The sequence below is a fragment of the Lutibacter sp. Hel_I_33_5 genome (assembly GCF_007827455.1).
GTDB lineage: Bacteria > Bacteroidota > Bacteroidia > Flavobacteriales > Flavobacteriaceae > Polaribacter.
Genome location: NZ_VISM01000001.1, coordinates 510415 through 533786, shown reverse-complemented (window position 1 = coordinate 533786; position 23372 = coordinate 510415). Strand labels below are relative to the sequence as shown.

Below are 23372 nucleotides of genomic sequence, written 5' to 3'. Positions count from 1 at the left end.
TTATGAAAATTGAAAAAGCACTTTTAGGATTATTGATTTTATTGAGCGTAAGTTTTTACGCTCAGCAAGATCCTCAGTATACACATTATATGTATAACATGAACATTATAAATCCTGCATATGCAGGGTCTAATGAATCGATGTCTATTAATTTTTTAGGACGGAGTCAATGGGTAGGAATAGATGGAGCACCTCAAACAATTACGTTTGGAATTCATTCTCCTACAGGTAAAAAATTAGGATTAGGACTTTCTTTTATAGCTGATAAAATAGGGCCAGTAAAAGAACAAACAGCTTATGGAGACTTTAGTTTTACTGTTCAAGTAGGAGAAGGGAGAAATTTAGGGTTTGGTATAAAAGCAGGTTTTACTTTTATTGATGTAAACTTAAGTTCAATAGAACTTTTAAATAACAATACCCCAACTAATTTTTTTAATAGAATTAACAAAGCTATCCCTAATTTTGGTGCTGGTGTATTTTATCATACAGACAAATTCTATGCTGGATTTTCTATTCCTAATATGATAAAAACCATTCACTTAGAGGGTAGTAATTCTGCTATTACGAGAGTAAGTGAAGAAGCCCATTATTTTTTAACAAGTGGATATGTTTTTGATATCAATAGAAATGTAAAGTTTAAACCTTCTTTTTTGGTAAAAACTGCACCAGGTGCACCCACTTCTATAGATTTATCTAGTAATATTTTGTTAAATGATAAGTTAGAGTTCGGATTATCATATCGAGTAAATTCATCTATTTCAGCATTATTTAATATAAAAACAACAGATAATTTACGAATAGGTTATGCATATGATTATTCAATCAATAACCTAGGAAATTTTAACTCAGGTTCTCACGAGATATTTTTATTATTTGATCTACCATTTTCTAGTGATAGAATATTATCTCCAAGATTCTTTTAAATCTATAAGCCATGAAAAATATTATAAATAACAAAATAATACTAATAGCATTTGTAATGTTTTTAGTAGTAAATATTCAAGCACAAGAGAAAGACACTAAATTAATAAATTATAAGGTGCATTCTGTTAAAGGAATTAATGATGTTGGTTTAGACTTTAGTCCAGTGTACTATAAAGATAAATTAGTGTTTTCATCAGAAAGAGCAGATAAAAAATCTTTCTTAGATCTTTATACTATCAGAATTGATAATCCTAAAAAAGGAACATCGAAAATAGAAAAATTTTCTATTGAAAAATTAAGTAAAACATACCATATTTCTAATATTGCATTTAGTAAAGATTATAGAACGATTTACTTTACTAGAAATAATTATTTTAAGAAACGTTTTAAGCCTTATAAAAAAAATGTTAATAGATTAAAATTATATCGAGCACATAGAAATATAGAAGATACAGAATGGGAGTCTATAAAAGAATTACCTTTTAATGGTGATGATTTTTCTACCGGACATCCAAGTTTAAGTAAAGATGATAAAACTTTATATTTTTCATCAGATAGACCTGGTGGATATGGAAAAACAGATATTTATAAAGTAGGAATTAATGAAGATGGAAGTTTTGGGAAAATCATAAATCTAGGTAAAGAAGTAAATTCTTCTGAAAGAGAAATGTTTCCGACAACTAAAGAAAATGAATTATATTTTTCTTCAGATAGAAATAACGGACAAGGAGGGTTAGATATTTATAAATACAATCTTAATAAAAAAAATGAAGCAATAAACTTAGGAAAAACTATTAATAGTTCTGTTGACGATTTTGGAATTGTTTTTAACCCTGAAAACCCAAATAAAGGTTACTTTTCTTCAAATAGAAAAGGTGGATTAGGAAGTGATGATATATATGGTTTTACAGAAGAAACTACTATAATAAAACCATGTGAACAAATAGTATACGGTGTTATAAAAGATAAAAAGTTATCTACTCCTATTGCTTTTGCTAAAGTGATAATTCAAAATGCTATTTCAAAAGAAAATATTGAAGAACTAAATGCAGATGCAAAAGGTAACTACAGTTATACTTTGCCATGTTCTAAAAACTATATTGCATTAGCAAGCAAAGAATATTATAAAGAAGAACAAAAACCGTTTAGTACTTCAACCAAAAGTGGAATAAATAATGAACTTAATTTTAATTTAGAATTAATAGACGATTTAAAGTATAATAATAATAACGAAGCTATTATTAACATAAATCCTATCTATTTTGATACGAATAAATCTACAATAAGACCAGATGCTGCAAAAGAGTTAGATTATATAGTAAGTGTAATGAACAAATATCCAGAGATGAAAATAAAAGCAACATCTCATACAGATTCAAGAGGGAAAGATAGTTACAATGAAGCTTTATCAACTAGAAGAGCAGAGTCTACAAGAAGTTATATTACTTCTCAAGGTATTTCACCTTCAAGAATTACTGCCATAGGATATGGAGAATCTCAACCTACAAATCATTGTGAGAATGGAGTGAAATGTTCAAAAGAAGAGCATCAACTTAACAGAAGAACTGAGTTTATTATTATAAGACAAAAAGAGTAAGCATTATTAAATTATAAAAAAGAAAAAAACCAACTCAATTGAGTTGGTTTTTTTCTTTTTCTCTTCTTCAAATATTCTCTTGTTTGATAAGACTTTACAAAACTAAAAAACATATTTGAAGTTTTTATAGGTATAAATACCTGTTTTTATATTATCCTCTTCTTTTTTTCTTAGAAACTACGTTCCTTTTTTTACTAATCCTTTTAGGTTTTATAATTTCTTTTCTTTTTACCACACTTCTTTTTATAGTGCTAGAAGGTCTTTTAGTTGTATAGTTCCTTTTAGAAGCAGTTCTTTCCTTATTCTTATACGGCCTTTTAGTTGTGTGATTTCTTCTTGAATCATTATTCTTATAGGTGTTTTTAGTATCTCTAGAAGTATTTTGTTTTCTCCTTTTAAGTATTTTACTTCGCTTACCAATTTTTGCATTTGGTCTAGCTCTGTAATAATAAAAGTTATTATCTTCTCTTAATTTATAATAGTTGTTTCTAAAATCGTTTCTATAAAAGTAGGCATCATTATAATTACATACTGTACCAAAATTTAATCCAAAACTGACTCCGAAGTTATCGTTATAATAATCATTATATTTTACATTTCCATAATAATACGGCTCTCCAAATCGGTTGTAATTAATTTTTAAATTACCAACTCTGGTTAATAAACCTCTATTGTAACGCATATAAACGTTTCCAATTCTTTTTACATTTCCTCGATAATCATAATTTACATTTACATTTCCAATTCTTCTAACTCTGCCGTTATATCCTCTTTCAATTCTTACACCTCGGTTAGAATAATAAGAAGTATAATTTGAGTTAAAATCAAATTCTCCGTTTAAAAAAACGTCAAATTTAATTCCGCGTTCTACAAAACTTATGGCATCACTATAATTATAGTTAACCCCAATTTTGCTAGTTGATGTTTCATTAACTGCATTTACAGTTGTTAATGTTAGTAATCCTACTAATAAAAGTATCCCTTTCTTCATGATTTCTAGATTTAGGGTTATGCTTACTCTATTTGCTTTTCGGCTTCCGCATTTGCTTAGTAATTTTCAAATAGCGTGCCAAAAATATATTTACCCATTCAATTAACTTTAAATCTCTTATAATAAGTTGTTTAAATAATGTGGAAAGTTTATTGATATATAATCAAATGAAAATGTAAATTTATTTATATTTATACGACCTATTCTGAAATCAATTAATCGATGATAGACGCCATTGAAAAGAACTTACAAAGAGGAATTAAATTACTGAATTCTATTACAGATCAACAATATAGTGATGCCACAATTCCGCCGTATTTTTCAAGTATTGGAACCAATATGCGTCATGTTTTAGACGCTTTTACATGTGTTTTTAACGGATTAGAAAATAATCATATAGATTTTTCTAATAGAGATCGAAATCAATTAGCAGAAGAAAAAACTGCAGTTGGAATTGATTATTTTAATGAAGTAATTACAAAGCTTCATTTACTAAAAGAAAGTGATTTTGATAAAATGGTTTCTGTTTGTGATGATTTAGGAACTGGTGTTGTAACAGCAAATTATACATTAGGCAGCGCATTGATTCAGGCACACAGTCACGCAATTCATCATTATGCAAGTATTGGTTTTATTATACATCAATTAGGGGTTGAATTACCTGATGCAGATTTTGGATTTAATCCAACTACACCGAAAAAAGTTGAAGCTTGTTAATAGGTTGAAATTTTTTTCACTTTTTTAGTATAAGCCCTTAATTCAAACATTTCAGAAATAAATTTTTTAGAACTTACATACGGAACTTTGTGTTCTTTATGGTTTGTAGTTGCAATTTCATACAATGATTTCCAATGTGATCGAATAGCTTTTAATGCTTGAAAGTAATTATAATTTTTAGCATCGTAAATATGTGTTGGCTCAGAAATAATTCCATTAATTTCTAAAATTTTAAAATCTTCACCTCTTTCTAAATCTTCAATACTGTTGTATTTTAGATCGATTCTACCATAAAACCAACCAGGTATTTTATAACTTAATTGATTAAATGTTTCAACTAATTTATTACTGATAAGATGTTTTCCACAAATAAATTGTGTGCCTTTAGAATGATTTCCAATAACCGATAATTTTATTTTTTTATTCTTGGACGGAACTTTTTCAAGATCATTTTTATGAAGATTTTCTAAAATCTCTAAATACAATTTTGCTCTTGAATCATTATTAATTAATTCTTTTAACGTTGATGTTCCATCCGCAGTAACTGTTAAAAATTTTTTTAATGTAATAGAAGAGATAATTCCATTTTTGCTATTTGGATTTCTGTGATAAAAAATGCCACATTCATTTTCATATTCTAGAAATTCTTGAATAAGAATATTGACAGGATATTTTTTTAAATATTCTTCTAGTTCTTCTTTTGTATTTATTTTTTTCACCAATAATCCTCTAAAACCAATATCTGGTTTGGCTATTAAAGGAAAGTCAATGTTACTTTCTTGAATGGCTTTGTAGGTAGCTAAAAAATCATTATCCGAATTATGTAAAATGCTTTTTGGTCTATGCTTTTCAGGAACTAATTGTATGGTTTTATATTTACTTTCAGTACCATTTCCAGAACTTTTAATTGAAGGGTTTGCAGCACTAAAAAAAGCAGAATGCTTTGCTTTTGAGGCTAAATAAAAGGCATAAGGTAAATTTGGAATATAAAACATTGAAGAAGGCCAATGTTCCCAATTAAATGTTTTATGAAACTTCTTATTTAGCACGTTACTCTTTTTTAAAAACAGCGTTTAATAATATTTTAAATGTTTTAAAAGCAAAATAGATAGTGAAAATTATCAATAAAACACTTATGAATAAAATAGCGTAAGCAACTAGATATTTAGGGTATTCTGTAAACTTTTTTAAGGCTTTAAAACCGATTGTGATAGAAATAGGAGAGAGGATAAAAAGTAATATTAAGATTACCAGTCTTTGTAAGCCTTTACCGAGCAAGTTTACATCTGTACTCATTTTTTATAATTTAAGATAACGTTTCTAACACTCCCAAATTCCTGCAATAATTGCTTTGCTTCTTTTTGGTCGATATTTAATTCTGATACTAACATTTTTTCACCTCTATCAACCAATTTATTATTAGATAATTGCATATCAACCATTTTATTGCCTTTTACTTTACCTAACTGAATCATCGTTGTTGTAGATAACATGTTTAATACTAATTTTTGTGCCGTACCAGCTTTCATTCTAGAACTTCCAGTTACAAATTCTGGACCAACGACAACTTCTATTGGGAATTGAGAAACATGAGATAATGGACTATTTTTATTGCAGGTGATACAACCCGTAATAACGTCATTTTTATTACAAGCTTCTAAAGCAGAAATCACATAAGGTGTTGTTCCAGAAGCAGCAATACCAACAACTACATCTTTGGTAGTAATATTATGTTCTTGTAAATCTTTCCAACCTTGATTGGTTGAATCTTCAGCAAATTCTACCGCTTTTCTAATAGCAATATCTCCACCAGCAATTAAGCCTACTACTAATTCGTGTGGTACGCCAAAAGTTGGCGGACATTCACTAGCGTCTAAAATACCTAATCTGCCACTTGTGCCAGCGCCAATATAAAAAAGTCTACCACCTTTTTTTAATTGTCTAACAATTTGTTCTGTAAGGGTTTCAATTTGTGGTAATGATTTTTCAACCGCTAAAGGAACCGTTTTATCTTCATTATTAATAGTACTTAATAATTCTGATATCGACATCTTTTCCAGATGATTGTAATTAGAATCCTGCTCGGTAGTTTTTATAAATGTCATGACTCAAAAATACAGTTTTTCTCTTATTTTTGAGTGAGATTTTAAACAAGTTATTCGCTTTTATCAACCAAACTTATATCAAAAGTATCCGTTTCTGAAATATGAAAATAGCCTAGAGGAAAATTAGCTTCATCAGTTTTATTGATCATATTTCCTAATAGGGATGATGGAATTGTTTGAAAAGGTCCTCCAGAATTTTGACCACTCTGGTTGATTAAAACTTCAAAATATGTATAATATTCTTTAGTCATACCAGACATTCTTATGGTAACATCTGCTGGTAATTCAATATCATCTTCTTGGTAAAAATATGAGAAGTTATAATCAGATCCATTAAAAAATCGATCATCAAGTGCTATCATTAAATTATTTGTAAAATTAAATAGATAAAATTCTTCTTTATCACTAACATCTGTAAAATCTACTTTTAGCTGTGTTTCTTTTCCTGTAAACAACGTTTCATCACCTTGAATAATTGAATTTATTGGAGATGATTTTACTCTTGAAGCTTTTCCTTTATAAGTTTGATTGTTATAGATAACCGTTAATTCATATTCAGTATTTTCTGAAGGTATAAAAGCTACATCAGCTTCGTAATCACCATCGTTGTTAATATCAGAATAATTAATAATAGTGTTACTAGATAAATCTGTTACAAAAACAGTAGCATTTGTTACCGTTGGTATATTTTCTTCAAAATAATCTGCTGACAGTTTTAATTTTACTGTTGTATTTACGGTTACTGGAGTTTCATCAAAATAAACGTCAAAAGCTGCGTCTATAATTAATTTTGGTTGAATTGATGGAACATCAACATCAATAACTTTTTCACAATTAGAAAAAATGAACATCAACAAAACTGGAAGTATATATATCTTTTTCATAGTTCTAAAATTTAAAATTATACGTTACTGAAGGTACTAAACCAAATATTGATGTCTGTAATGCCTCGTTTCTATTGGTTTCTCTATTCTGTTTAAAAGCAATTGAAGCCGCATTATCTCTTCCATATAAGTTATAAATACCAAAGACCCATTCGCCTTTCCATTTTCTGTTTTTATTTTTCCTTGGAGTGAGTGTCGCAGAAATATCTAATCGATGATAGGCAGGTAATCTATCGGCATTTCTTCTATTATCATCGTAAATTGGAACATTTATACCTTGTATTTCATATTGTCCGACAGGGTAATTTGTTGGTTGTCCAGTTTGAAAAATAAAATTAGCATTGAATTTCCACTTTTTATTTAGCTCATAACTAGCGTTTACAGAAAAGTCATGAGTTTTGTCATATGGTGTACTATACCAATTTCCTTGATTTATACCTGGTTCATTGGCATTTCTTCCAGGAGTTAATTGTTCTGATCTAGATAATGTATAAGAAAACCACCCTTTTAAATTTCCTTCATTCTTTTTCAACAAAACTTCCAATCCGTAAGCTCTAGCTTTTCCGTTTAATATGACCGTTTCAATTTCATTATTGGCAACTAAATTTGCTCCATTTATATAATCTATTCGATTCTGAATGTCTTTATAGAAAACTTCTGTTTCTAAGGAATAATCTCCATCTTTTATAGATTTAAAATATCCCATTGCATATTGATCTAACAACTGTGGTTTTATATATTTTCCACTTGGCGTCCAAACATCTAATGGAGTAGGAGAGGCAGTATTTGATAATAAGTGTAAATATTGAACCATTCTATTATAACTAGCTTTTATAGAAGAATTATCGTTGATTACATACGACATAGAAAGTCTAGGTTCAAAATTGTTAAAGCTCGCAATGGTTTCACTTCTTTTAAAAGATTCTGTTCCTGTGGCTACAGCAGATTCGTATTTTTTGAATTCACTATTATAAAGTACCGCTTGGTTATTTTGATAGGTATTTAATTCATTCTGACCCAAACGTAAAAAACTACTAAAACGCACACCATATTGTAATGTTAAATTCTCATTTAATTTATGCTCTGCATCTACATATGCAGCAAACTCATTTGCATACTTATTTGTTAATTTTTCTGCAATAATTCCAGAATCTGGTCTGTTAGGAATAATCTTACCTGGGTTAAATTTAATATTGATATTGTTGATACCATAACTTAGTTTAAAATTATCATTTAAGTAATGCTTAAAGTCGTATTTTAAATTAAAGTTTGTAATTCCAGAGTCCCATTCAAATCCAACAAAATCAAGTATTAATCCATAAAAATAGTCTGAGTATATTAAAGATAAGTTAGAGAATAACTTATCAGAAAAAAGATGATTCCAGCGTAAATTAACAACTGAATTTCCGTAATTGTTTACAAAACTGTCATTAATTCCAAAAACATCTTTACCAAAATAAGTAGATAGAAAAAGGTTGTTTTTATCGTTAAAACGATAATTTATTTTACTATTTAAATCATAGAAATATGCTTTGTTATCATTGTCGAAAAGTGGTAAAAATAAATGCGCATAGGAAGCTCTTCCACCTATTAAAAAAGAACTCTTTTCTTTTTCAATAGGACCTTCAGCTAATAATCTACTAGAAACTAAACCGATTCCACCAGTTAAATTGAACTTTTTACTATTTCCTTCTTTTTGATAAATATCTAAAACAGACGAAAGTCTTCCGCCAAAACGAGCTGGAATTCCGCCCTTATATAATTTTACATCTTTAATAACATCTGGATTAAAAACAGAGAAAAAGCCAAATAAATGTGAAGAATTAAAAACGGTTGCTTCATCTAATAATATTAAGTTTTGATCTGCAGAACCACCTCTAACGTTAAATCCAGAAGCACCTTCACCAGCACTTGTAACACCTGGTAATAAAATCAATGATTTTATTACATCTGCTTCGCCTAATACAACAGGAATTTGTTTTATGGTACTTGAGTTTAGTTTGTTAACACTCATTTGTGGAGTTCTAACATTCAATTTTTCAATATTACTCTCAATAATTATTTCATCTAAACTTTCAGTTTCTTCAACTAATTTGAAGTTTTTAGTTGTTTTTTTAGATAAGTCTAAACTCTCTGAAATTACTGTATATCCTAAATAACTAATTAAAACGTTATAAGTTCCTTTTGGTATTGTAATGGAGTAAAATCCGTATTCGTTTGTTGTTGTACCAGACTTTAGTTCAGGAAAATAAACAGAAACACCAATAAGAGTTTCGTTGTTGCTTTCGTCATATACAGTACCACTTAGCGTTATTTTTTCTTGACTAAATATGCTGAAAGAAATACATATAAAAGTAATAAGTAACGATTTTTTTAAAAACATATATTTGTTTAGGGTATTTTATATTTTGTTAAACAAAAGTACGATTATTAAATTAGAAAATTTAATTTTTAATTGTAAATAATGTCCTTAATTTCAATTTTTTTATCATTTAAAAAATCATAAAGTGTTAACCTTCTTAAGGTATAATAATCTACCCAAAATTTTTCTAAAGAATTCAAATACACCACAACTGCTCTATCTTTTTCTGACTGCGCTAAGTTTAAGTCTGTAATTGTAATTTTACCTAAAATGTATCTTTTTTTAGTAATATCATATCTTTTAGTAGCTATTTCTTTAGCTTTTTCTGATGTTTTTAAGAAAACTCTTTGGTTAGACCAATTTAAGGTATGAAGGTAAATTTCTTGTTCAAATGCTTGTTTGTCTTGTTCTAAATTGGTGTTAACTAAATCTAGATTTGCTTCGGCTATTTTTCTTCTCGATTTAGAGACTCCCCAATCAAAGACAGGAAGGCTTAGTGTAACAGATATGTTTTGCTGGCGATTAAAATCTTGAAAAAGATCATTAATTAATGCTCCTTGTTGTGAAATTCCAAAATTTGCATTTACATTTAATTGTAATTTGTTATTTCCTTTAACTCTGGCAAGTTCCTTTTCTGCTTCTAATCTTTTTCGTCTAAATTCGATTACAGATTTTCTGTTAGAACTTGCTTCTTCTAGTGCTTTTTCTATATCAACATTAAAAGGAGATAAATTTACTGGAATATTTAATTCTAATTCTTGAGAACCTAAACCTAAATATCGAGTAAAATTTTGAGCGGCTCTTTTTAAAGATATTTTAGATGTGGTAACACTGTTTTTAGAGTTTAAAAGTGAAAGTTCCATTTGCAATAAATCATTCTCAGCTATTTTCCCAATTTTAAATCTTCCTTTTGCAATTTGATATAATGTATCTTGATTCGATAAATTATTATTAGCTATTTTTAATTGCATTTGCGATTTTAGAAGACTAAAATAAAAACGTGATGTAGTTAAAGAAATTTTCTCCATGTTTTCAATAAAATCCTTTTTTGATTCCTCATAAATTAAAGGTTCAATTTTTTTATCCCATTTAAATGGATTGTAAAACAAAGAGTTTTGATTGTAGTTAATAGAAAAAGGAGTGACGAAATATCCAGTAGAGGAATTTGCGCCAAAAATATCGATTCGTTCTAATTGAGAATTTATTGACAAAGAACCTCCGGTATAAGGAATGTTTTGCGAAATAGAAAGTCTCCCTTCTATTCTAGATTGATTCTGATTTACAAATATATCTTGTCCTAAATCATTGGTTAATCTCCTTGAAGAATTAGAGTAGGAAGGAAGCGTAGCACTTAAACCAACAATAGGTAAAAAACTAGCTTTATAATTTTTGTACCGCCAATAACTCGCTTGATTTTTATTGAGATTTGCCTTGAAATCTGGAGATTTTTTTTGAGCTAATTGAATCGCTTCATCTAAAGATATTTTTCTATCCTGACAAAAAACGATAGTTGTTAATAGTAAAAAGTGTAATAGCGCTATTTTTTTCATAATTATTTATTCGTATCTAATGGCTTCAATAGGACTCTTATTTGCGGCAGCTTTTGCAGGAGCAATACCAAAAATTAACCCAATAAGTGTTGCTACAAAAAATGATAATAAAATAGAATTAAAAGAAAGTATGGTTTCTATTCCTGTAGCTATCTCTACAGCATAAGAAGCTATAATTCCGATAAAAATTCCAATAATTCCACCACCAATACTAATTAATACTGATTCTGATAAGAACTGTAAAATAACATCTTCTTGTGTAGCTCCAATTGCTCTTATAATCCCTATTTCTTTTGTTCTTTCTAAAACCGAAGCAAGCATAATATTCATGATGCCTATCCCACCAATAAGTAAAGAAATTCCAGCAATAATACTAAGAACAATATTAAATATTTGTTTTGTTTTCTGTTGTTGTTTTAACAACTGAATTGGTATTGTTATTTCAAAATCTAAAACATTATTGTGCTTTCTTTTAAGCATTCTACTCAAAACCTCAGCAGTAGATTTTAATTCATTCGAATTTGATACTTGAATTGTAAGCTTATCAATTTGATGATAATTTCCTCTTGGAATTCTTTTCTTTGGGCCACTTTGATTTCCGCTAAAAAAAACCATTCCACCACCAGTGTCAAGAGGTTTGTCGCTAATTATTTTTCTGTCTTTGTAGCGAACCAAAAACGTTTTTACAGGAATGTATACGTCTTGATTTAGATCTCGTATTCCTAAGTTTTCTTGTGCTTTTTCAGAGATTAATTTTTCTTCAATTATACCCACAACTTGCAGCCAAACATCTTTTACTTTAATGTATTTACCAATGGCACTTTCTCCAGTAAATAATTTTTTCTCGATACTTTTTCCAATAATACAAACAGGTAAAGCATTGTTTAATTGATGTTTAGTGAAGTTTTTTCCTTTATCAATTAATATATTAGAAGTGTTAAAAAAAGAAGTGCTAACTCCAACTAGTTTTACCGAGTTTTGTCTACCATTATTAATTACATAAGTGTCCATAATAATTTCTGGACTTACATTTTTTACAGAAGGTATATTACTAAGTATACTTTTTGCATCATCTAAATCTAATCCTTTAGAGAATTTTTTTGACTCTACACCATCACTACTTTCTTCGCTATTACTATCCTCATCATCTTTATCATCTGGAATTGGAGTAATAACAATATTATTTACACCAACTAATTCTAATTGAGAGAGTATTTCTTTTTCTGCACCCTTTCCAATGGCAAGCATTGTAATTACTGCAGCTACACCAAAAATAATACCTAAAGCTGTTAAAAAAGTTCTAACTTTATTGGTGGCGATTACACGTATTGCTTCAGTAAAATTTGACTTTAATTTTTCTAAAAGTATTCTGTCTATCATATTATTCTTTTAAAAGAATTATATTTTTAGTTTCATAACCTTCAGGTTTATTTAAATAAAGAACATCATTTTCTTTTACACCTTTTTTAATAACAATGATATCATTATTAGATTTACCTAATTCTACTTGGATTTTTTCTACTGAAAAACCGGACTTTTTATAAACATAACTTATGCTATCCTTAGAAAATATAGATTCAATAGGTGTGATTAAAGTATCTTCTTCTGTGTCTGTTAAAATTTTGTTTGATGTAGTCATACCAGGTCTAATGTTATCATTCGTGTTTTTAAGCTTTATCATCACTTGAAAAACTTTGATATCAGAACCTCTTTTTTTCTCGCCCACATTGGCAACATTGGTAACTACTCCTTCAAGTTTTATATCAGGAAAAGCATCAAAACCAACGGTAACAGGTAACTCTTTTTTAATCTTTCTAATGTCTACTTCGTTTGCATAGGTTTTAGATTCCATTTTTGATAAATCTGGAAGTGACGCAATCGAAGGACTCCATGGACTTACAGAAGAACCAACTTTCTTTTTTCTACCATCCCATTCTTTTATATAGGTAATCATTCCATTACCATCTGAGTGAATTGTGAACGATTTTAGTAGCTTGGTAAGCTCGTTTAACTTCTTTTTAATTTTAGAAACTTCAGTACCAACTTCTACCATTTTAGCATCTGCTTGTCTCTTTTTTATTGAATAGTTCTCTCTTTTTTCTCTTAAATCCCTATTCGATTTTTCAATTTGTATTTCTAACTTTTTTATAGTTGCAGGTGGTTCAAAAGCAGACTGAGTAAGTTCTAGTTTTGTTTCTTCGATGCTAAATAATAAATCATTGATACCATTACGTTCTTGTTTTAGCGTTAATGTGGTGTCTAATTGTTGTTGTGTATATTTAGATTGTGCAGTTTCTAAATTTAATTCAGCATCAAGAATTTTTTCATTGATACTAGATGGATCTAATCTTCCAACATAATCTCCTTTTTTTACAATAGAGCCTTCAGAAACTAAATCTTGAATCTTAATATCTCTTAAGTTGAATTTTCTTAAACTTTGTGAAGATGGGCCGCTTATTCTTTTTGAGCTCGATGATTGTATTTCTCCAGAGGTGAGAACTTCGCTAATAAAGTTTCCTTTTTTTACTTTAACGGTTAAGGATATATCATCTTCCGTTTTAGATTTAAAGAAAAAATAAAATAATAATAATGCAATTATTAAACCTGCAATTATGTAGATTTTTTTCTTACTCATAGTTGGTTTTTTTAGTCTGAAACCAAATATAAATAAAAAAGAGAGCTAGTTAGCTCTCTTTAATTGTTAATGTTTTGAGAAAATTAACCTAAAATACTGTTTAAGGTGCTGTTAGGTCTCATTGCTTTATCTGCAAGAGTATCATTTGGTTCGTAATAACCACCAATATTTACAGCGATTCCTTGTATGTCATTTAACTCATTTACAATCTTTTCTTCATTGACTTCTAATTGATTTGCAATCGAAGAAAACTCAGCTTTTAAATCAACATCATCATTTTGATTGGCCAATTCCTGAGCCCAATACATTGCTAAATAGAAGTGAGAACCTCTATTGTCTAATTCGTTAACTTTTCTTGAAGGCGACTTTTTATTGTCTAAAAACTTATCTGTTGCATTGTCTAATGCTTCCGATAAAATGATTGCTTTTTTATTATCATTTGATGTTCCTAAATGTTCTAAAGAAACAGCTAACGCTAAGAATTCTCCTAAAGAATCCCAACGTAAGTGGTTTTCTTTTTCAAATTGTTGAACATGTTTTGGAGCAGAACCACCAGCACCCGTTTCAAACAATCCACCACCGTTCATTAAAGGAACAATAGATAACATTTTTGCAGAAGTTCCTAATTCTAAAATTGGAAATAAGTCTGTTAAATAATCACGTAAAACATTACCAGAAACAGAAATAGTATCTTCTCCTTTAATAATTCTTTCTAACGTGAATTCAGTTGCTTTTATAGGTGATAAAATTCTGATGTCTAAACCAGAAGTATCATGATTTGGTAAATAAGCGTTTACTTTTTTAATGATTTCAGCATCATGTGCTCTATTTTCATCCAACCAAAAAACAGCTGGAGTTTTAGAAGCTCTCGCTCTAGTAACTGCTAATTTTACCCAATCTTGAATAGGTGCATCTTTTACTTGACACATTCTCCAAATATCTCCTTCTTCAACAGTATGTTCAATTAAAACAGCTCCGTTTGCATCAATCACCTGAACGTTTCCATCCGTTGCAATTTCAAAAGTTTTATCATGAGAACCATATTCTTCAGCTTTTTGAGCCATTAAACCAACATTAGGAACTGTACCCATTGTTGTTGGATCAAACGCACCATGTTTTTTACAAAAGTCTATAGTTGCTGTATAAATACCAGCATAAGAACTATCAGGAATAATTGCTTTGGTATCTTGTAATTTTCCTTCTTTGTTCCACATCTGACCGGAAGTTCTAATCATTGCAGGCATAGAAGCATCAATAATTACATCCGAAGGAACGTGTAAATTGGTAATTCCTTTATCAGAATTTACCATGGCGATATCTGGATTGTTTTCTAAAACAATATTAATATCTGCTAAGATTTCTCTTCTTTTATCTTCAGAAACTTCGTCAAGATTACTTAATAAGTTTCCAAAACCATTATTTACATCAACACCAATTTCTTCAAAAATATCGTTGTGTTTTTCAAATAAATCTTTAAAATATACACGAACTGCATGTCCAAAGATAATCGGGTCAGAAACCTTCATCATGGTAGCTTTCATGTGTAAAGACAGTAATAAGTCTTTATCGTTTGAATCGTTAACTTGTGTTTCTAAGAACGTTAATAATGCTTTTTTGCTCATTACCGTAGCATCAATAATTTCTCCATCTAATAAAGATATATTTTCTTTAAGAGTAGTTTTTGTTCCGTTTGATGCAGTATGAATTATGTTTACAGAAGTTGCTTCTGTAGTGGTAATAGATTTTTCGTTGTGTGCAAAATCACCATCTTGCATCGTTGCAACATGAGTTTTAGAGTCTGCACTCCAAGCTCCCATAGAGTGTGGATTTTTACGCGCGTAATTCTTTACCGCTTTTGGTGCTCTTCTGTCAGAATTTCCTTCTCTTAAAACAGGGTTTACAGCAGATCCTTTTACTTTATTGTAACGAGCTAAAATAGCTTTATCTTCTGCTGAGTTTGTTTCTTCAGGGAAATCAGGAATTTTATAATCTAAAACTTGTAATTCTTTTATAGCTGCTTCTAACTGTGGTACAGAGGCAGAAATATTAGGTAACTTTATAATGTTTGCTTCAGGTTTTTTAGCTAATTCTCCTAATTGAGCTAAAGCATCTTCTACTTTTTGATCTTCTGTTAAGTAATCAGAAAAGTTTGCTAAAATTCTTGCCGCTAAAGAAATATCTTTAGTTTCAATTTCTATATTAGATGATTTAGTAAATGCTTTTACAATTGGTAAAAAAGAACGCGTTGCCAATGCAGGCGCTTCGTCAGTTTTTGTATATATAATTTTAGCTATTTTGCTCATAAAATCATTTTATTTTGTTCAAAAAAAGAATAGTTTTTGCTATTTACGAAATGCTTTTCGTATAAAGCGGTGCAAATTTATGAATTAAAGCTGAATTTTTAACTGTTAAAGTGTTATTAATTAGCTGGTTTTATTGAGTTTTTGACAAAAAAAAGAAGCTTTTTTGAGGAATTATTAGTAAGAATAAAAGCCACACCTAACAATTACTTGTTTAGATATGGCTTTTTTGAAATAGTCTTTCATACTGACTTGTATTGCTACAGGTTCAAATAAAGTTACACTTTATATTTCTTACAAAGAAGAAATTACGTTTTTCTATTCCAGTTGAAACATCCTTGCTTGCTAACATTCTGTTGACAAACTTTATTAATGTTTCGTCTGATTTCTAACATAAATCTTTTAGATGAGTATACTTTTTCAAGTATACCAAAGATGAGTTTGTTTGCTTTTTCAAGCATTCGCACTTACTCTTTTTATCCTTCAGTTAATTATTACTCCCAGTTAAGTATATTATTTTAGTGACTAGAGCACTTAAATAACTTACCTAAATTTTGTAATATCAACATACAGAAGTGTAACAAAGTTTATAGATTTTGTTTGAAAACCAGTAAATAAAGAACGTTACTTTATCAATTTACATTTTGTTTATGTAGTAATACCCTTTCGGTTTTAATAGCACTTACGTTGTAAATTCTATTCCAAATATAGAATAGATTATAAAAAGCACAAACTTTTTAAGTAGTTTAAAATCAACAATGTATCAACATAGCTTATTAACATTTGTTAATTAAAAAAGCACCGTACAATGTACGATGCTTTATATATATGAATTAAGAAGTTTTTCCTATCCTCTTTTTTCTTTAATTCTTGCTTTTTTACCAGTAAGACCTCTAAAGTAAAAGATACGTGCTCTACGTACTTTACCTCTTTTGTTTACTTCAATTTTTTGGATTGCTGGTAAATTTACTGGGAAGATACGCTCTACACCAATTGTACCAGACATTTTTCTAATAGTGAATGTTTCTGAAGATCCACTTCCTCTTCTTTGAATTACAACTCCTCTAAAAAACTGAGTTCTAGTTTTGTTTCCTTCTTTAATTTCGTAATAAACTGTGATTGTATCACCAGCTGCAAATTCTGCAAATTCTTTTTTTGTTACAAATTCGTCTTGAACAAATTTTACTAAAGATTCCATCTTTTAATAATTTATAGTTTTTGTAAAGCAACATTCACGATTTTCGTCAGAGGTTATTTTAGCGAGTGCAAATTTAGTGCTTTTTTTTTGTTGATAAAACTAAATCTAATTATTTTTTGATTGATAATTAGTACAGTAGAAAACCCAAAACTTACGGACTTCTTTATTATTCACTTTTATTATAATCGGTTCTAATTCAGTAATGTTATCAAAATAATTAGTTAATAAATGGTGAGATTCTCCTTTTTTATTGTTGTCTTTAAAACGTTTGTCTGAGTCTATAAATAATCCGTTTTTAGCGTTTAGAATCGATAAATCATCGCCTAGATAGTCAAAATGTAAAGCTGGTAAGCCAATAATATTCTGTGCATACACTTTATCATTCATAAAAAAGTTTAATGCTGCAGCAGTTTTGTAATTATCTTCAGAAAAAACAAATGTATTAGGATATTGTTCTTGTAATTTCTCTGTTTCAATAGCTAATTCTTTCCAACCAACCCAGGTATCATCACTTTTTATAGGAATGATGTAAAACAGTATTTGTACAGCAATGACAAGGTGCAAAACGACTGAGAAAATCAACTGTAATTTTATCAATTTTCTACTAATAAACATAGCTGCTATAATGATTCCTGTAATATAAGAAGGCATCATCCAGTTAAGTTTTACCCAGTAAATAGGAGTGATGGCAAAGAATCCAACAAAAGTTGGAATAAAGAATGCTAATAAAAATAAGGTCTTTGCTTGTGGAATTTTAAAGGTTAAAAGTGCTCGTTTTATATATTTAAAAGTAAACGTGATAAAAACTAAAAATAATATAGGCACTAATAAGACCATCTGATGCCCGATGGCACCGAAAAATTTCTTTGGAGAAATATTAAATTCTGAGATGGAGCTTGTTCTGTTGGATGACTGAAAAGCAAATGAGGCAAATTCATTTTGATAATTCCACCACCAAACTGGAAACATAACTGCAACAGATATAAGTAGCGAAATCCAGAGCCAAGGAGAAAGTAATAATTTTCGGTATTTATTAGAAAAGATGACAAAAGCTATCAATCCGATTTGTAATAAAAGTGCTGTATACTTACTATTGAATGCTAATCCCATGGCAATTCCGCCTAAAATCCAAAACCACTTTTTTTCTTCAAAAATTGCTTTAAATAAGCAGATTAAACTTAGAGTCCAGAATAATAATAACGGAACATCTGGTGTGGAATTAAACGATAAAATTGAGATAAATAAGGTAGAGGCAATTAAAACAATTGCTCTTTCTAATTTTTGTTTGGATAAAAAATAAGAAGCTAATTTGTAAAAGCTTAAAATGGTTAACGAGGTTATTACAAAATCAGTGAATTTTATTACAAATACAGATTGTCCAAAAATCTCTGAAAAGATTCTTAGTAAATAGCCAATCATTCCTGGGTGATCAAAATAAGATAACGATAAATTCTGTCCGTATAAGTAATAATAAGCATCTTGTGGCATTAATCCCATAAAGGGAAGTAATATCAATCTGAAAAGTTGGAATCCTAAAACCCAAGAAATGGCTTTGTTGTTATTTATAAAAGATGTCACTTTATTCATTATCTTTTAATAAATCAGGTCTTATTTGTTGCGTTCTTTCAAAAGCTTTTTCTGAACGCCAATCGTCAATTTTTGGAAAATTACCCGATAATAAAATCTCTGGGACTTTCATACCTTCAAAATTCGAAGGTCTTGTAAATACAGGAGGCGATAATAAATTGTCTTGAAAAGAATCTGTCAATGCAGATTGCTCATCACCAATAACACCAGGAATTAATCGAACAACTGCATCCACTAAAACTGCTGCGGCTAATTCACCACCTGTTAAAACATAATCACCAATAGATATTTCTTTGGTAATATATTTGTCTCTAATCCGTTGATCAACACCTTTATAATGACCCGTAAGAATTAAGATGTTTTCTTGTAACGAAAGCGTATTTGCGGTAGCTTGATTTAAGGTTTTTGCATCTGGAGTCATATAGATTATTTCATCGTATTTCCTTTCTGTTTGCAACTTTTTAATACAATTAGAAATTGGTTCAATCATTAAAACCATACCAGCACCACCACCAAACTGCGTATCATCTATTTGTTTGTAATTTCCTAAACCGTAGGTGCGTAAATCGTGTACCACAATTTCTGCCAAGCCTTTGTCTTGTGCTCTTTTTATAATAGAATGATTAAACGGACTTTCTAGTAAGTCTGGAGCAACGGAAATAATATCTATTCGCATAGTTGCAAAGGTATCAAAATTGTTGGTTTTACTTTTTTTTATTCTACGATTAAAGTAAAAGGAATAGAATATTTAATGTTAGCTAATTTTCTTCCAAAAATAGCAGGTTTTACACGCGGTAACTTTTTTATTACTCTTATGATCTCTTTTTTTAATTTAGGATGTGGTGCTCTAACATTAACTTTAGAAACAAAACCTTTTTTGTTTATTGTAAAAGATATAAAAACTCTTTTCCTACCAGGACTTAACCCTAGATTATTAGGTAATCTCGAATTGAAATTTTTGCTAAAATGCTTTTGAATATTGGTGTTAAAGCATTTTTTTGCATTAACAAGATCTTTCGATTTCCTGCATTTTGGAAAAATTGGAATACGATTATAACCAATAATACTATTTGTTTTTATGATGTTTTTTTCATTTTCAAATACAATTATAGGTGTGAAATAACTATTAAAATGATGCTTGTCGACAAGATTAAGTTCTTCAATGTTAAAATTTTTAAATAAAGAAATTATCTTTTGCTCTAATATATTAGAACGAGAATTAGTTCTTATATTATGAAGTTTGTTTTTTTTATTAATTTCAAAAAATATAGATAGTTTTTTATTTACTCTATTTAAATTGGCATTTTGTAATTCTGTAGCATTTAAGTTTTTTGAAAAATAAGAAGCTAAGTTGTTTTCTGAATTAGGTTTAAAAATACTATCAAAATTATTAAAGATTGGTTTGTCAAACTTTGGTTTTTTACCTTTATTAAAATTTAAATATATATTGTGTTTAAATTTTTTAAATGTATTATTTATTGAGCTTGAGGCAATTAATTTAGGGAAACTTTTTACAGAGCTGTTTATTTCGGAATAAAAAATCTCATCAGCTTTTTTAATTTTATCTAAATTTAGAGTACCGTTATTATCTAATGATAACTCTAAATGTATGTTTAATTTTTCTTGATTTTTAAAATTACTCGAAATTGAAAAGTCAATAGAATTAATAAAATGATTCTTTATTTTATCTTCTACACATCTTACTATATCTTGATAAAAATTTAAATCATTACAATTGTTACAAATTGGTGCAGATTCAATAATTAATTTAGAACTACAGTTTATTCGATTAATATTTTCGTTTTTTGAAATTATTTGAAAAGAATATTTTTTACTAGTATCGAGTTTGATATCCATTTTATTAAATGGATAACTCTCTACTTTCTTTCTTAATATTTTATTTAGTTTACTGTTTCTAGATGAATTGATGTTAACATTATATGGAATACCTTCTTTATTGATGTAAAAAGAGACAATTAAATTAGATTTATTTTTAGAGTAAGTTATATTTGTTAATAATTGTTCAGGAATATGTTTCTTAAAATATATTGATAATTCATTTTCAGGATCTGGATTTGAGTATTTTTGATAATCAAAGTTTTCCTGTGAAAAACTAAAAGAAATTAAGAAAAGAAAGAAAAATGTAATAGAAGATTTCATAGTGTTTTTTTAATTTTTGTCTAAGGTATTAAAAATGTTTGTTTTTGTATTTTGAAAAGTTAATCATTAGAGCAATAAAAATTATACTCATTTACTATATCAATAATTTTATATTTTAAATATTCTTTGGTAGAAAATATTTCTATTACCTCAGGACAATCTTTAAAGTATAAGAGAGATTTTTTCCTAAAACGACCACTTAATTTTGTTGCGATTTCTTCATTTTCTCTTTTAACATACAATGTTTCATTATTCTCAAGAAGGCTTAATATAAAAAAAGGGTTTACACTGATGTTGTTATTAAGATTAAGGTTTAAGTTTTTAATCTCGATGTAAACAGGTTTTTTACTTTTAATATATAAATTAACTTTACCATAAGAAACTACCTCAAGAAGTAAAGGTTTCTGTCTTTTATTTGTTTTTATATATTCAAAATTTATTACTTTCTCATAATGATAGAAAGTAACTCCTTTAACCATTAAGAAAGTCCAAGTATCTGGCTCATCTTCTGTTGAAATTCTAAATTTTATCTTACCATTTTTGGTAACCATGCCAAAACCTTCAAGTACTTGCCCATCATTAAAAATTAAATCAACTTTTAAATGTTGAGAATGTGAAATAGTATAAATTAGGATACATATTAAAAATAATAGCTTCTTTTTCATAGGAAACAAAACTATCTGAAAATTAACATTAAACCAAATAAATTATAATAGATTAACTACCGCCTCTGCACAACGTTCCCCATCCATAGCAGCAGAAATTATACCACCTGCATAACCTCCGCCTTCGCCACAAGGAAATAAACCTTCAATTTCTGGGTGTTCTAAATTCTCTTTTCTTGGAATGTTAACGGGAGAGGAGGTTCTAGATTCAACCCCTACAATATTTGCTTCATTGGTATAATATCCGTGCATTTTTTTGCCAAAAGCCGCAAAACCTTTTCGCAATCTGCTTCCAATTATTTTAGGTAATAAAGAGTGTAGGGGAGCAGACTTTAATCCGGGTTGATAGGAAGTGTCGTTTAAATCTGATGAAAGTTTACCTTCTACAAAATCGACTAATCGTTGCGCAGGAGCTACTTGACTTCTTCCGCCCGCATAAAACGCAATTTTCTCTAAATCTTTTTGAAATTCTAATCCTTTTAACGCGCCAAATTTTTCGTATTTCTTAAAATCGTTATCAATATCTAATTCGACTACAATTCCTGAGTTTGCAAATCTATTATTTCTTCTACTTGGCGACATTCCGTTTACAACAACTTCACCATTTGCAGTTGCAGCAGGAACTATAAATCCGCCAGGACACATGCAAAAAGAATAAACTCCTCTGTTGTTTACTTGTTGAACTAAACTGTAAGCCGCTGCTGGTAATAAATCATCTCTTTTTCCATCACAACTATATTGTATTTGATCGATGATTTCTTGAGGATGCTCTACACGAACTCCCATGGCAAAAGACTTCGCTTTTAAAGCAATGTTTTTTCTGTGTAATAATTCGTAAATATCTCTTGCAGAATGCCCCGTTGCTAAAATAACTGAATTGACAGCCATTTCTTTTGAATCATTTAATTGAATTGCTTGTAGTTTATTATTCTTAATGATAAAGTCTGTAACACGCGTGTCAAAATGAATTTCTCCACCATATTTTAAAATGTTTTCTCGAATATTCTGAATGATTTTGGGTAATTTATTGGTTCCAATATGCGGATGTGCATCTACTAAAATTTGTTCACTAGCACCATGAAAAACTAGGTTTTCAAAAATACGTCGTACATCACCACGTTTTAAAGATCGAGTGTATAATTTACCGTCAGAATACGTGCCTGCGCCACCTTCGCCAAAACAATAATTAGAATCTTCGTTCACAAAATGTTCTTGATTTATAGCGCGTAAATCCCTACGTCTATCTTGTACATTTTTTCCGCGTTCTAAAACTACAGGTTTGTAGCCTAATTCTATACACCGTAAGGCAGCATACATACCAGCAGGACCAAAACCTACAATATGTATTTCTTTGGCATTAGAAACATCTTTATATTCAAAAATATAATCAGATTTTTCAGGAAGTTGTTCATTAATATATACGGCAACTTTATAATTAAAGATGATATCTTTCTTACGAGCGTCAATCGATTTTCGTAAGACTTTAACTGCTGTAATTTCGGTTTTATCAACTTTAAGGAATTTAGAAGCTTTAAAAAGTAAAGTACCTTCCTTTTTTTCTTCTATTAAATTTACTCTAAGTTGAATCTCTTTAACCATAGCGCAAAAGTAGTTAAATAAGAATCTTTATTTGTAATATTAAAAGCATAAAAAAAACAGGTTAAGAAATTTCTTAACCTGTTTTACATTTAGACAAT

General features: G+C 29.0%; 19 protein-coding genes. 3 read left to right on the top strand and 16 right to left on the bottom strand.

Translation table 11 applies throughout. The features are described 5' to 3' along the window. Positions 1-2 precede the first annotated feature (2 nt). Both OD91_RS02350 and OD91_RS02345 read left to right on the top strand, forming a co-directional pair. Positions 3-923: a type IX secretion system membrane protein PorP/SprF gene (locus OD91_RS02350; protein WP_144894796.1), complete on the top strand. Its 921-nt coding sequence runs from the start codon at positions 3-5 to the stop codon at positions 921-923. Positions 924-934: 11 nt separating this feature from the next. Further along, entirely contained in the window at positions 935-2521 is a 1587-nt protein-coding gene (locus tag OD91_RS02345; RefSeq protein ID WP_144894795.1) for an OmpA family protein, read from the top strand. Between the two features lie 151 nt (positions 2522-2672). Here the strand turns inward: OD91_RS02345 and OD91_RS02340 are convergent, their stop codons facing one another. Further along, on the bottom strand, positions 2673-3512 hold the full coding sequence (locus tag OD91_RS02340) for a hypothetical protein (protein WP_144894794.1): 840 nt from the start codon (positions 3510-3512) through the stop codon (positions 2673-2675). A gap of 222 nt (positions 3513-3734) precedes the next feature. Here OD91_RS02340 and OD91_RS02335 point away from each other — a divergent pair, with 222 nt between their 5' ends. After that, positions 3735-4229, top strand: coding sequence for a DinB family protein (locus OD91_RS02335; RefSeq protein WP_144894793.1), 495 nt, complete (start codon positions 3735-3737; stop codon positions 4227-4229). Here OD91_RS02335 and OD91_RS02330 read toward each other — a convergent pair. The 15 genes from OD91_RS02330 to OD91_RS02260 form a co-directional block, all read right to left on the bottom strand. Then, positions 4226-5278 carry a D-alanine--D-alanine ligase gene (locus OD91_RS02330; protein ID WP_144894792.1) on the bottom strand — a complete coding sequence of 351 codons (1053 nt, stop codon included), beginning with the start codon at positions 5276-5278 and terminating at the stop codon, positions 4226-4228. The two genes, OD91_RS02335 and OD91_RS02330, sit on opposite strands and share 4 nt — an antisense overlap. 1 nt (position 5279) lies before the next feature. Continuing rightward, positions 5280-5525: a DUF6095 family protein gene (locus OD91_RS02325; protein ID WP_144894791.1), complete on the bottom strand. Its 246-nt coding sequence runs from the start codon at positions 5523-5525 to the stop codon at positions 5280-5282. Beyond that, a complete protein-coding gene (gene murQ, locus OD91_RS02320; RefSeq protein ID WP_144894790.1) occupies positions 5522-6334 on the bottom strand; it encodes an N-acetylmuramic acid 6-phosphate etherase in 813 nt (270 codons plus the stop codon). Before murQ ends, OD91_RS02325 begins: the two co-directional genes overlap by 4 nt. A 50-nt stretch (positions 6335-6384) precedes the next feature. After that, complete coding sequence (locus tag OD91_RS02315) at positions 6385-7218, bottom strand: DUF4249 family protein (RefSeq protein WP_144894789.1); 834 nt, start codon at positions 7216-7218, stop codon at positions 6385-6387. Positions 7219-7222: 4 nt separating this feature from the next. Then, complete coding sequence (locus OD91_RS02310) at positions 7223-9601, bottom strand: TonB-dependent receptor (RefSeq protein ID WP_144894788.1); 2379 nt, start codon at positions 9599-9601, stop codon at positions 7223-7225. A 68-nt stretch (positions 9602-9669) separates the two neighbouring features. Continuing rightward, the gene (locus tag OD91_RS02305; RefSeq protein WP_144894787.1) at positions 9670-11130 is read right to left on the bottom strand and encodes a TolC family protein; all 1461 of its coding nucleotides are present in this window, start codon (positions 11128-11130) and stop codon (positions 9670-9672) included. Between the two features lie 6 nt (positions 11131-11136). Further along, the gene (locus OD91_RS02300; RefSeq protein ID WP_144894786.1) at positions 11137-12510 is read right to left on the bottom strand and encodes an ABC transporter permease; all 1374 of its coding nucleotides are present in this window, start codon (positions 12508-12510) and stop codon (positions 11137-11139) included. A gap of 1 nt (position 12511) precedes the next feature. Beyond that, positions 12512-13765: an efflux RND transporter periplasmic adaptor subunit gene (locus OD91_RS02295; protein ID WP_144894785.1), complete on the bottom strand. Its 1254-nt coding sequence runs from the start codon at positions 13763-13765 to the stop codon at positions 12512-12514. A gap of 83 nt (positions 13766-13848) precedes the next feature. Continuing rightward, positions 13849-16068, bottom strand: coding sequence for an NADP-dependent isocitrate dehydrogenase (locus tag OD91_RS02290; RefSeq protein ID WP_144894784.1), 2220 nt, complete (start codon positions 16066-16068; stop codon positions 13849-13851). Positions 16069-16912: 844 nt separating this feature from the next. Beyond that, complete coding sequence (gene rplS, locus OD91_RS02285; RefSeq protein WP_144894783.1) at positions 16913-17263, bottom strand: 50S ribosomal protein L19; 351 nt, start codon at positions 17261-17263, stop codon at positions 16913-16915. Positions 17264-17368: 105 nt separating this feature from the next. Next, positions 17369-18850 (bottom strand): glycosyltransferase family 39 protein, encoded by a 1482-nt coding sequence (locus tag OD91_RS02280; RefSeq protein WP_144894782.1) that lies wholly within the window; start codon positions 18848-18850, stop codon positions 17369-17371. After that, positions 18843-19526 carry a tRNA (guanosine(37)-N1)-methyltransferase TrmD gene (gene trmD, locus OD91_RS02275; RefSeq protein ID WP_144894781.1) on the bottom strand — a complete coding sequence of 228 codons (684 nt, stop codon included), beginning with the start codon at positions 19524-19526 and terminating at the stop codon, positions 18843-18845. Before trmD ends, OD91_RS02280 begins: the two co-directional genes overlap by 8 nt. Before the next feature lie 38 nt (positions 19527-19564). Continuing rightward, on the bottom strand, positions 19565-21010 hold the full coding sequence (locus tag OD91_RS02270; protein ID WP_144894780.1) for an energy transducer TonB: 1446 nt from the start codon (positions 21008-21010) through the stop codon (positions 19565-19567). Between the two features lie 59 nt (positions 21011-21069). Further along, complete coding sequence (locus tag OD91_RS02265; protein WP_144894779.1) at positions 21070-21675, bottom strand: hypothetical protein; 606 nt, start codon at positions 21673-21675, stop codon at positions 21070-21072. Positions 21676-21717: 42 nt separating this feature from the next. Then, positions 21718-23274 carry an NAD(P)/FAD-dependent oxidoreductase gene (locus OD91_RS02260; protein WP_144894778.1) on the bottom strand — a complete coding sequence of 519 codons (1557 nt, stop codon included), beginning with the start codon at positions 23272-23274 and terminating at the stop codon, positions 21718-21720. Positions 23275-23372: the final 98 nt, after the last annotated feature.

Bases quoted from the DNA above. Each gene is read 5' to 3' on its own strand.
- OD91_RS02295 (WP_144894785.1), bottom strand. From the start codon at position 13,765: ATGAGTAAGAAAAAAATCTACATAATTGCAGGTTTAATAATTGCATTA.
- OD91_RS02345 (WP_144894795.1), top strand. From the start codon at position 935: ATGAAAAATATTATAAATAACAAAATAATACTAATAGCATTTGTAATG.
- OD91_RS02310 (WP_144894788.1), bottom strand. From the start codon at position 9,601: ATGTTTTTAAAAAAATCGTTACTTATTACTTTTATATGTATTTCTTTC.
- OD91_RS02305 (WP_144894787.1), bottom strand. From the start codon at position 11,130: ATGAAAAAAATAGCGCTATTACACTTTTTACTATTAACAACTATCGTT.
- OD91_RS02280 (WP_144894782.1), bottom strand. From the start codon at position 18,850: ATGAATAAAGTGACATCTTTTATAAATAACAACAAAGCCATTTCTTGG.
- OD91_RS02325 (WP_144894791.1), bottom strand. From the start codon at position 5,525: ATGAGTACAGATGTAAACTTGCTCGGTAAAGGCTTACAAAGACTGGTA.
- OD91_RS02290 (WP_144894784.1), bottom strand. From the start codon at position 16,068: ATGAGCAAAATAGCTAAAATTATATATACAAAAACTGACGAAGCGCCT.
- OD91_RS02265 (WP_144894779.1), bottom strand. From the start codon at position 21,675: ATGAAAAAGAAGCTATTATTTTTAATATGTATCCTAATTTATACTATT.
- OD91_RS02270 (WP_144894780.1), bottom strand. From the start codon at position 21,010: ATGAAATCTTCTATTACATTTTTCTTTCTTTTCTTAATTTCTTTTAGT.
- murQ (WP_144894790.1), bottom strand. From the start codon at position 6,334: ATGACATTTATAAAAACTACCGAGCAGGATTCTAATTACAATCATCTG.
- rplS (WP_144894783.1), bottom strand. From the start codon at position 17,263: ATGGAATCTTTAGTAAAATTTGTTCAAGACGAATTTGTAACAAAAAAA.
- OD91_RS02315 (WP_144894789.1), bottom strand. From the start codon at position 7,218: ATGAAAAAGATATATATACTTCCAGTTTTGTTGATGTTCATTTTTTCT.
- trmD (WP_144894781.1), bottom strand. From the start codon at position 19,526: ATGCGAATAGATATTATTTCCGTTGCTCCAGACTTACTAGAAAGTCCG.
- OD91_RS02335 (WP_144894793.1), top strand. From the start codon at position 3,735: ATGATAGACGCCATTGAAAAGAACTTACAAAGAGGAATTAAATTACTG.
- OD91_RS02350 (WP_144894796.1), top strand. From the start codon at position 3: ATGAAAATTGAAAAAGCACTTTTAGGATTATTGATTTTATTGAGCGTA.
- OD91_RS02260 (WP_144894778.1), bottom strand. From the start codon at position 23,274: ATGGTTAAAGAGATTCAACTTAGAGTAAATTTAATAGAAGAAAAAAAG.
- OD91_RS02340 (WP_144894794.1), bottom strand. From the start codon at position 3,512: ATGAAGAAAGGGATACTTTTATTAGTAGGATTACTAACATTAACAACT.
- OD91_RS02300 (WP_144894786.1), bottom strand. From the start codon at position 12,510: ATGATAGACAGAATACTTTTAGAAAAATTAAAGTCAAATTTTACTGAA.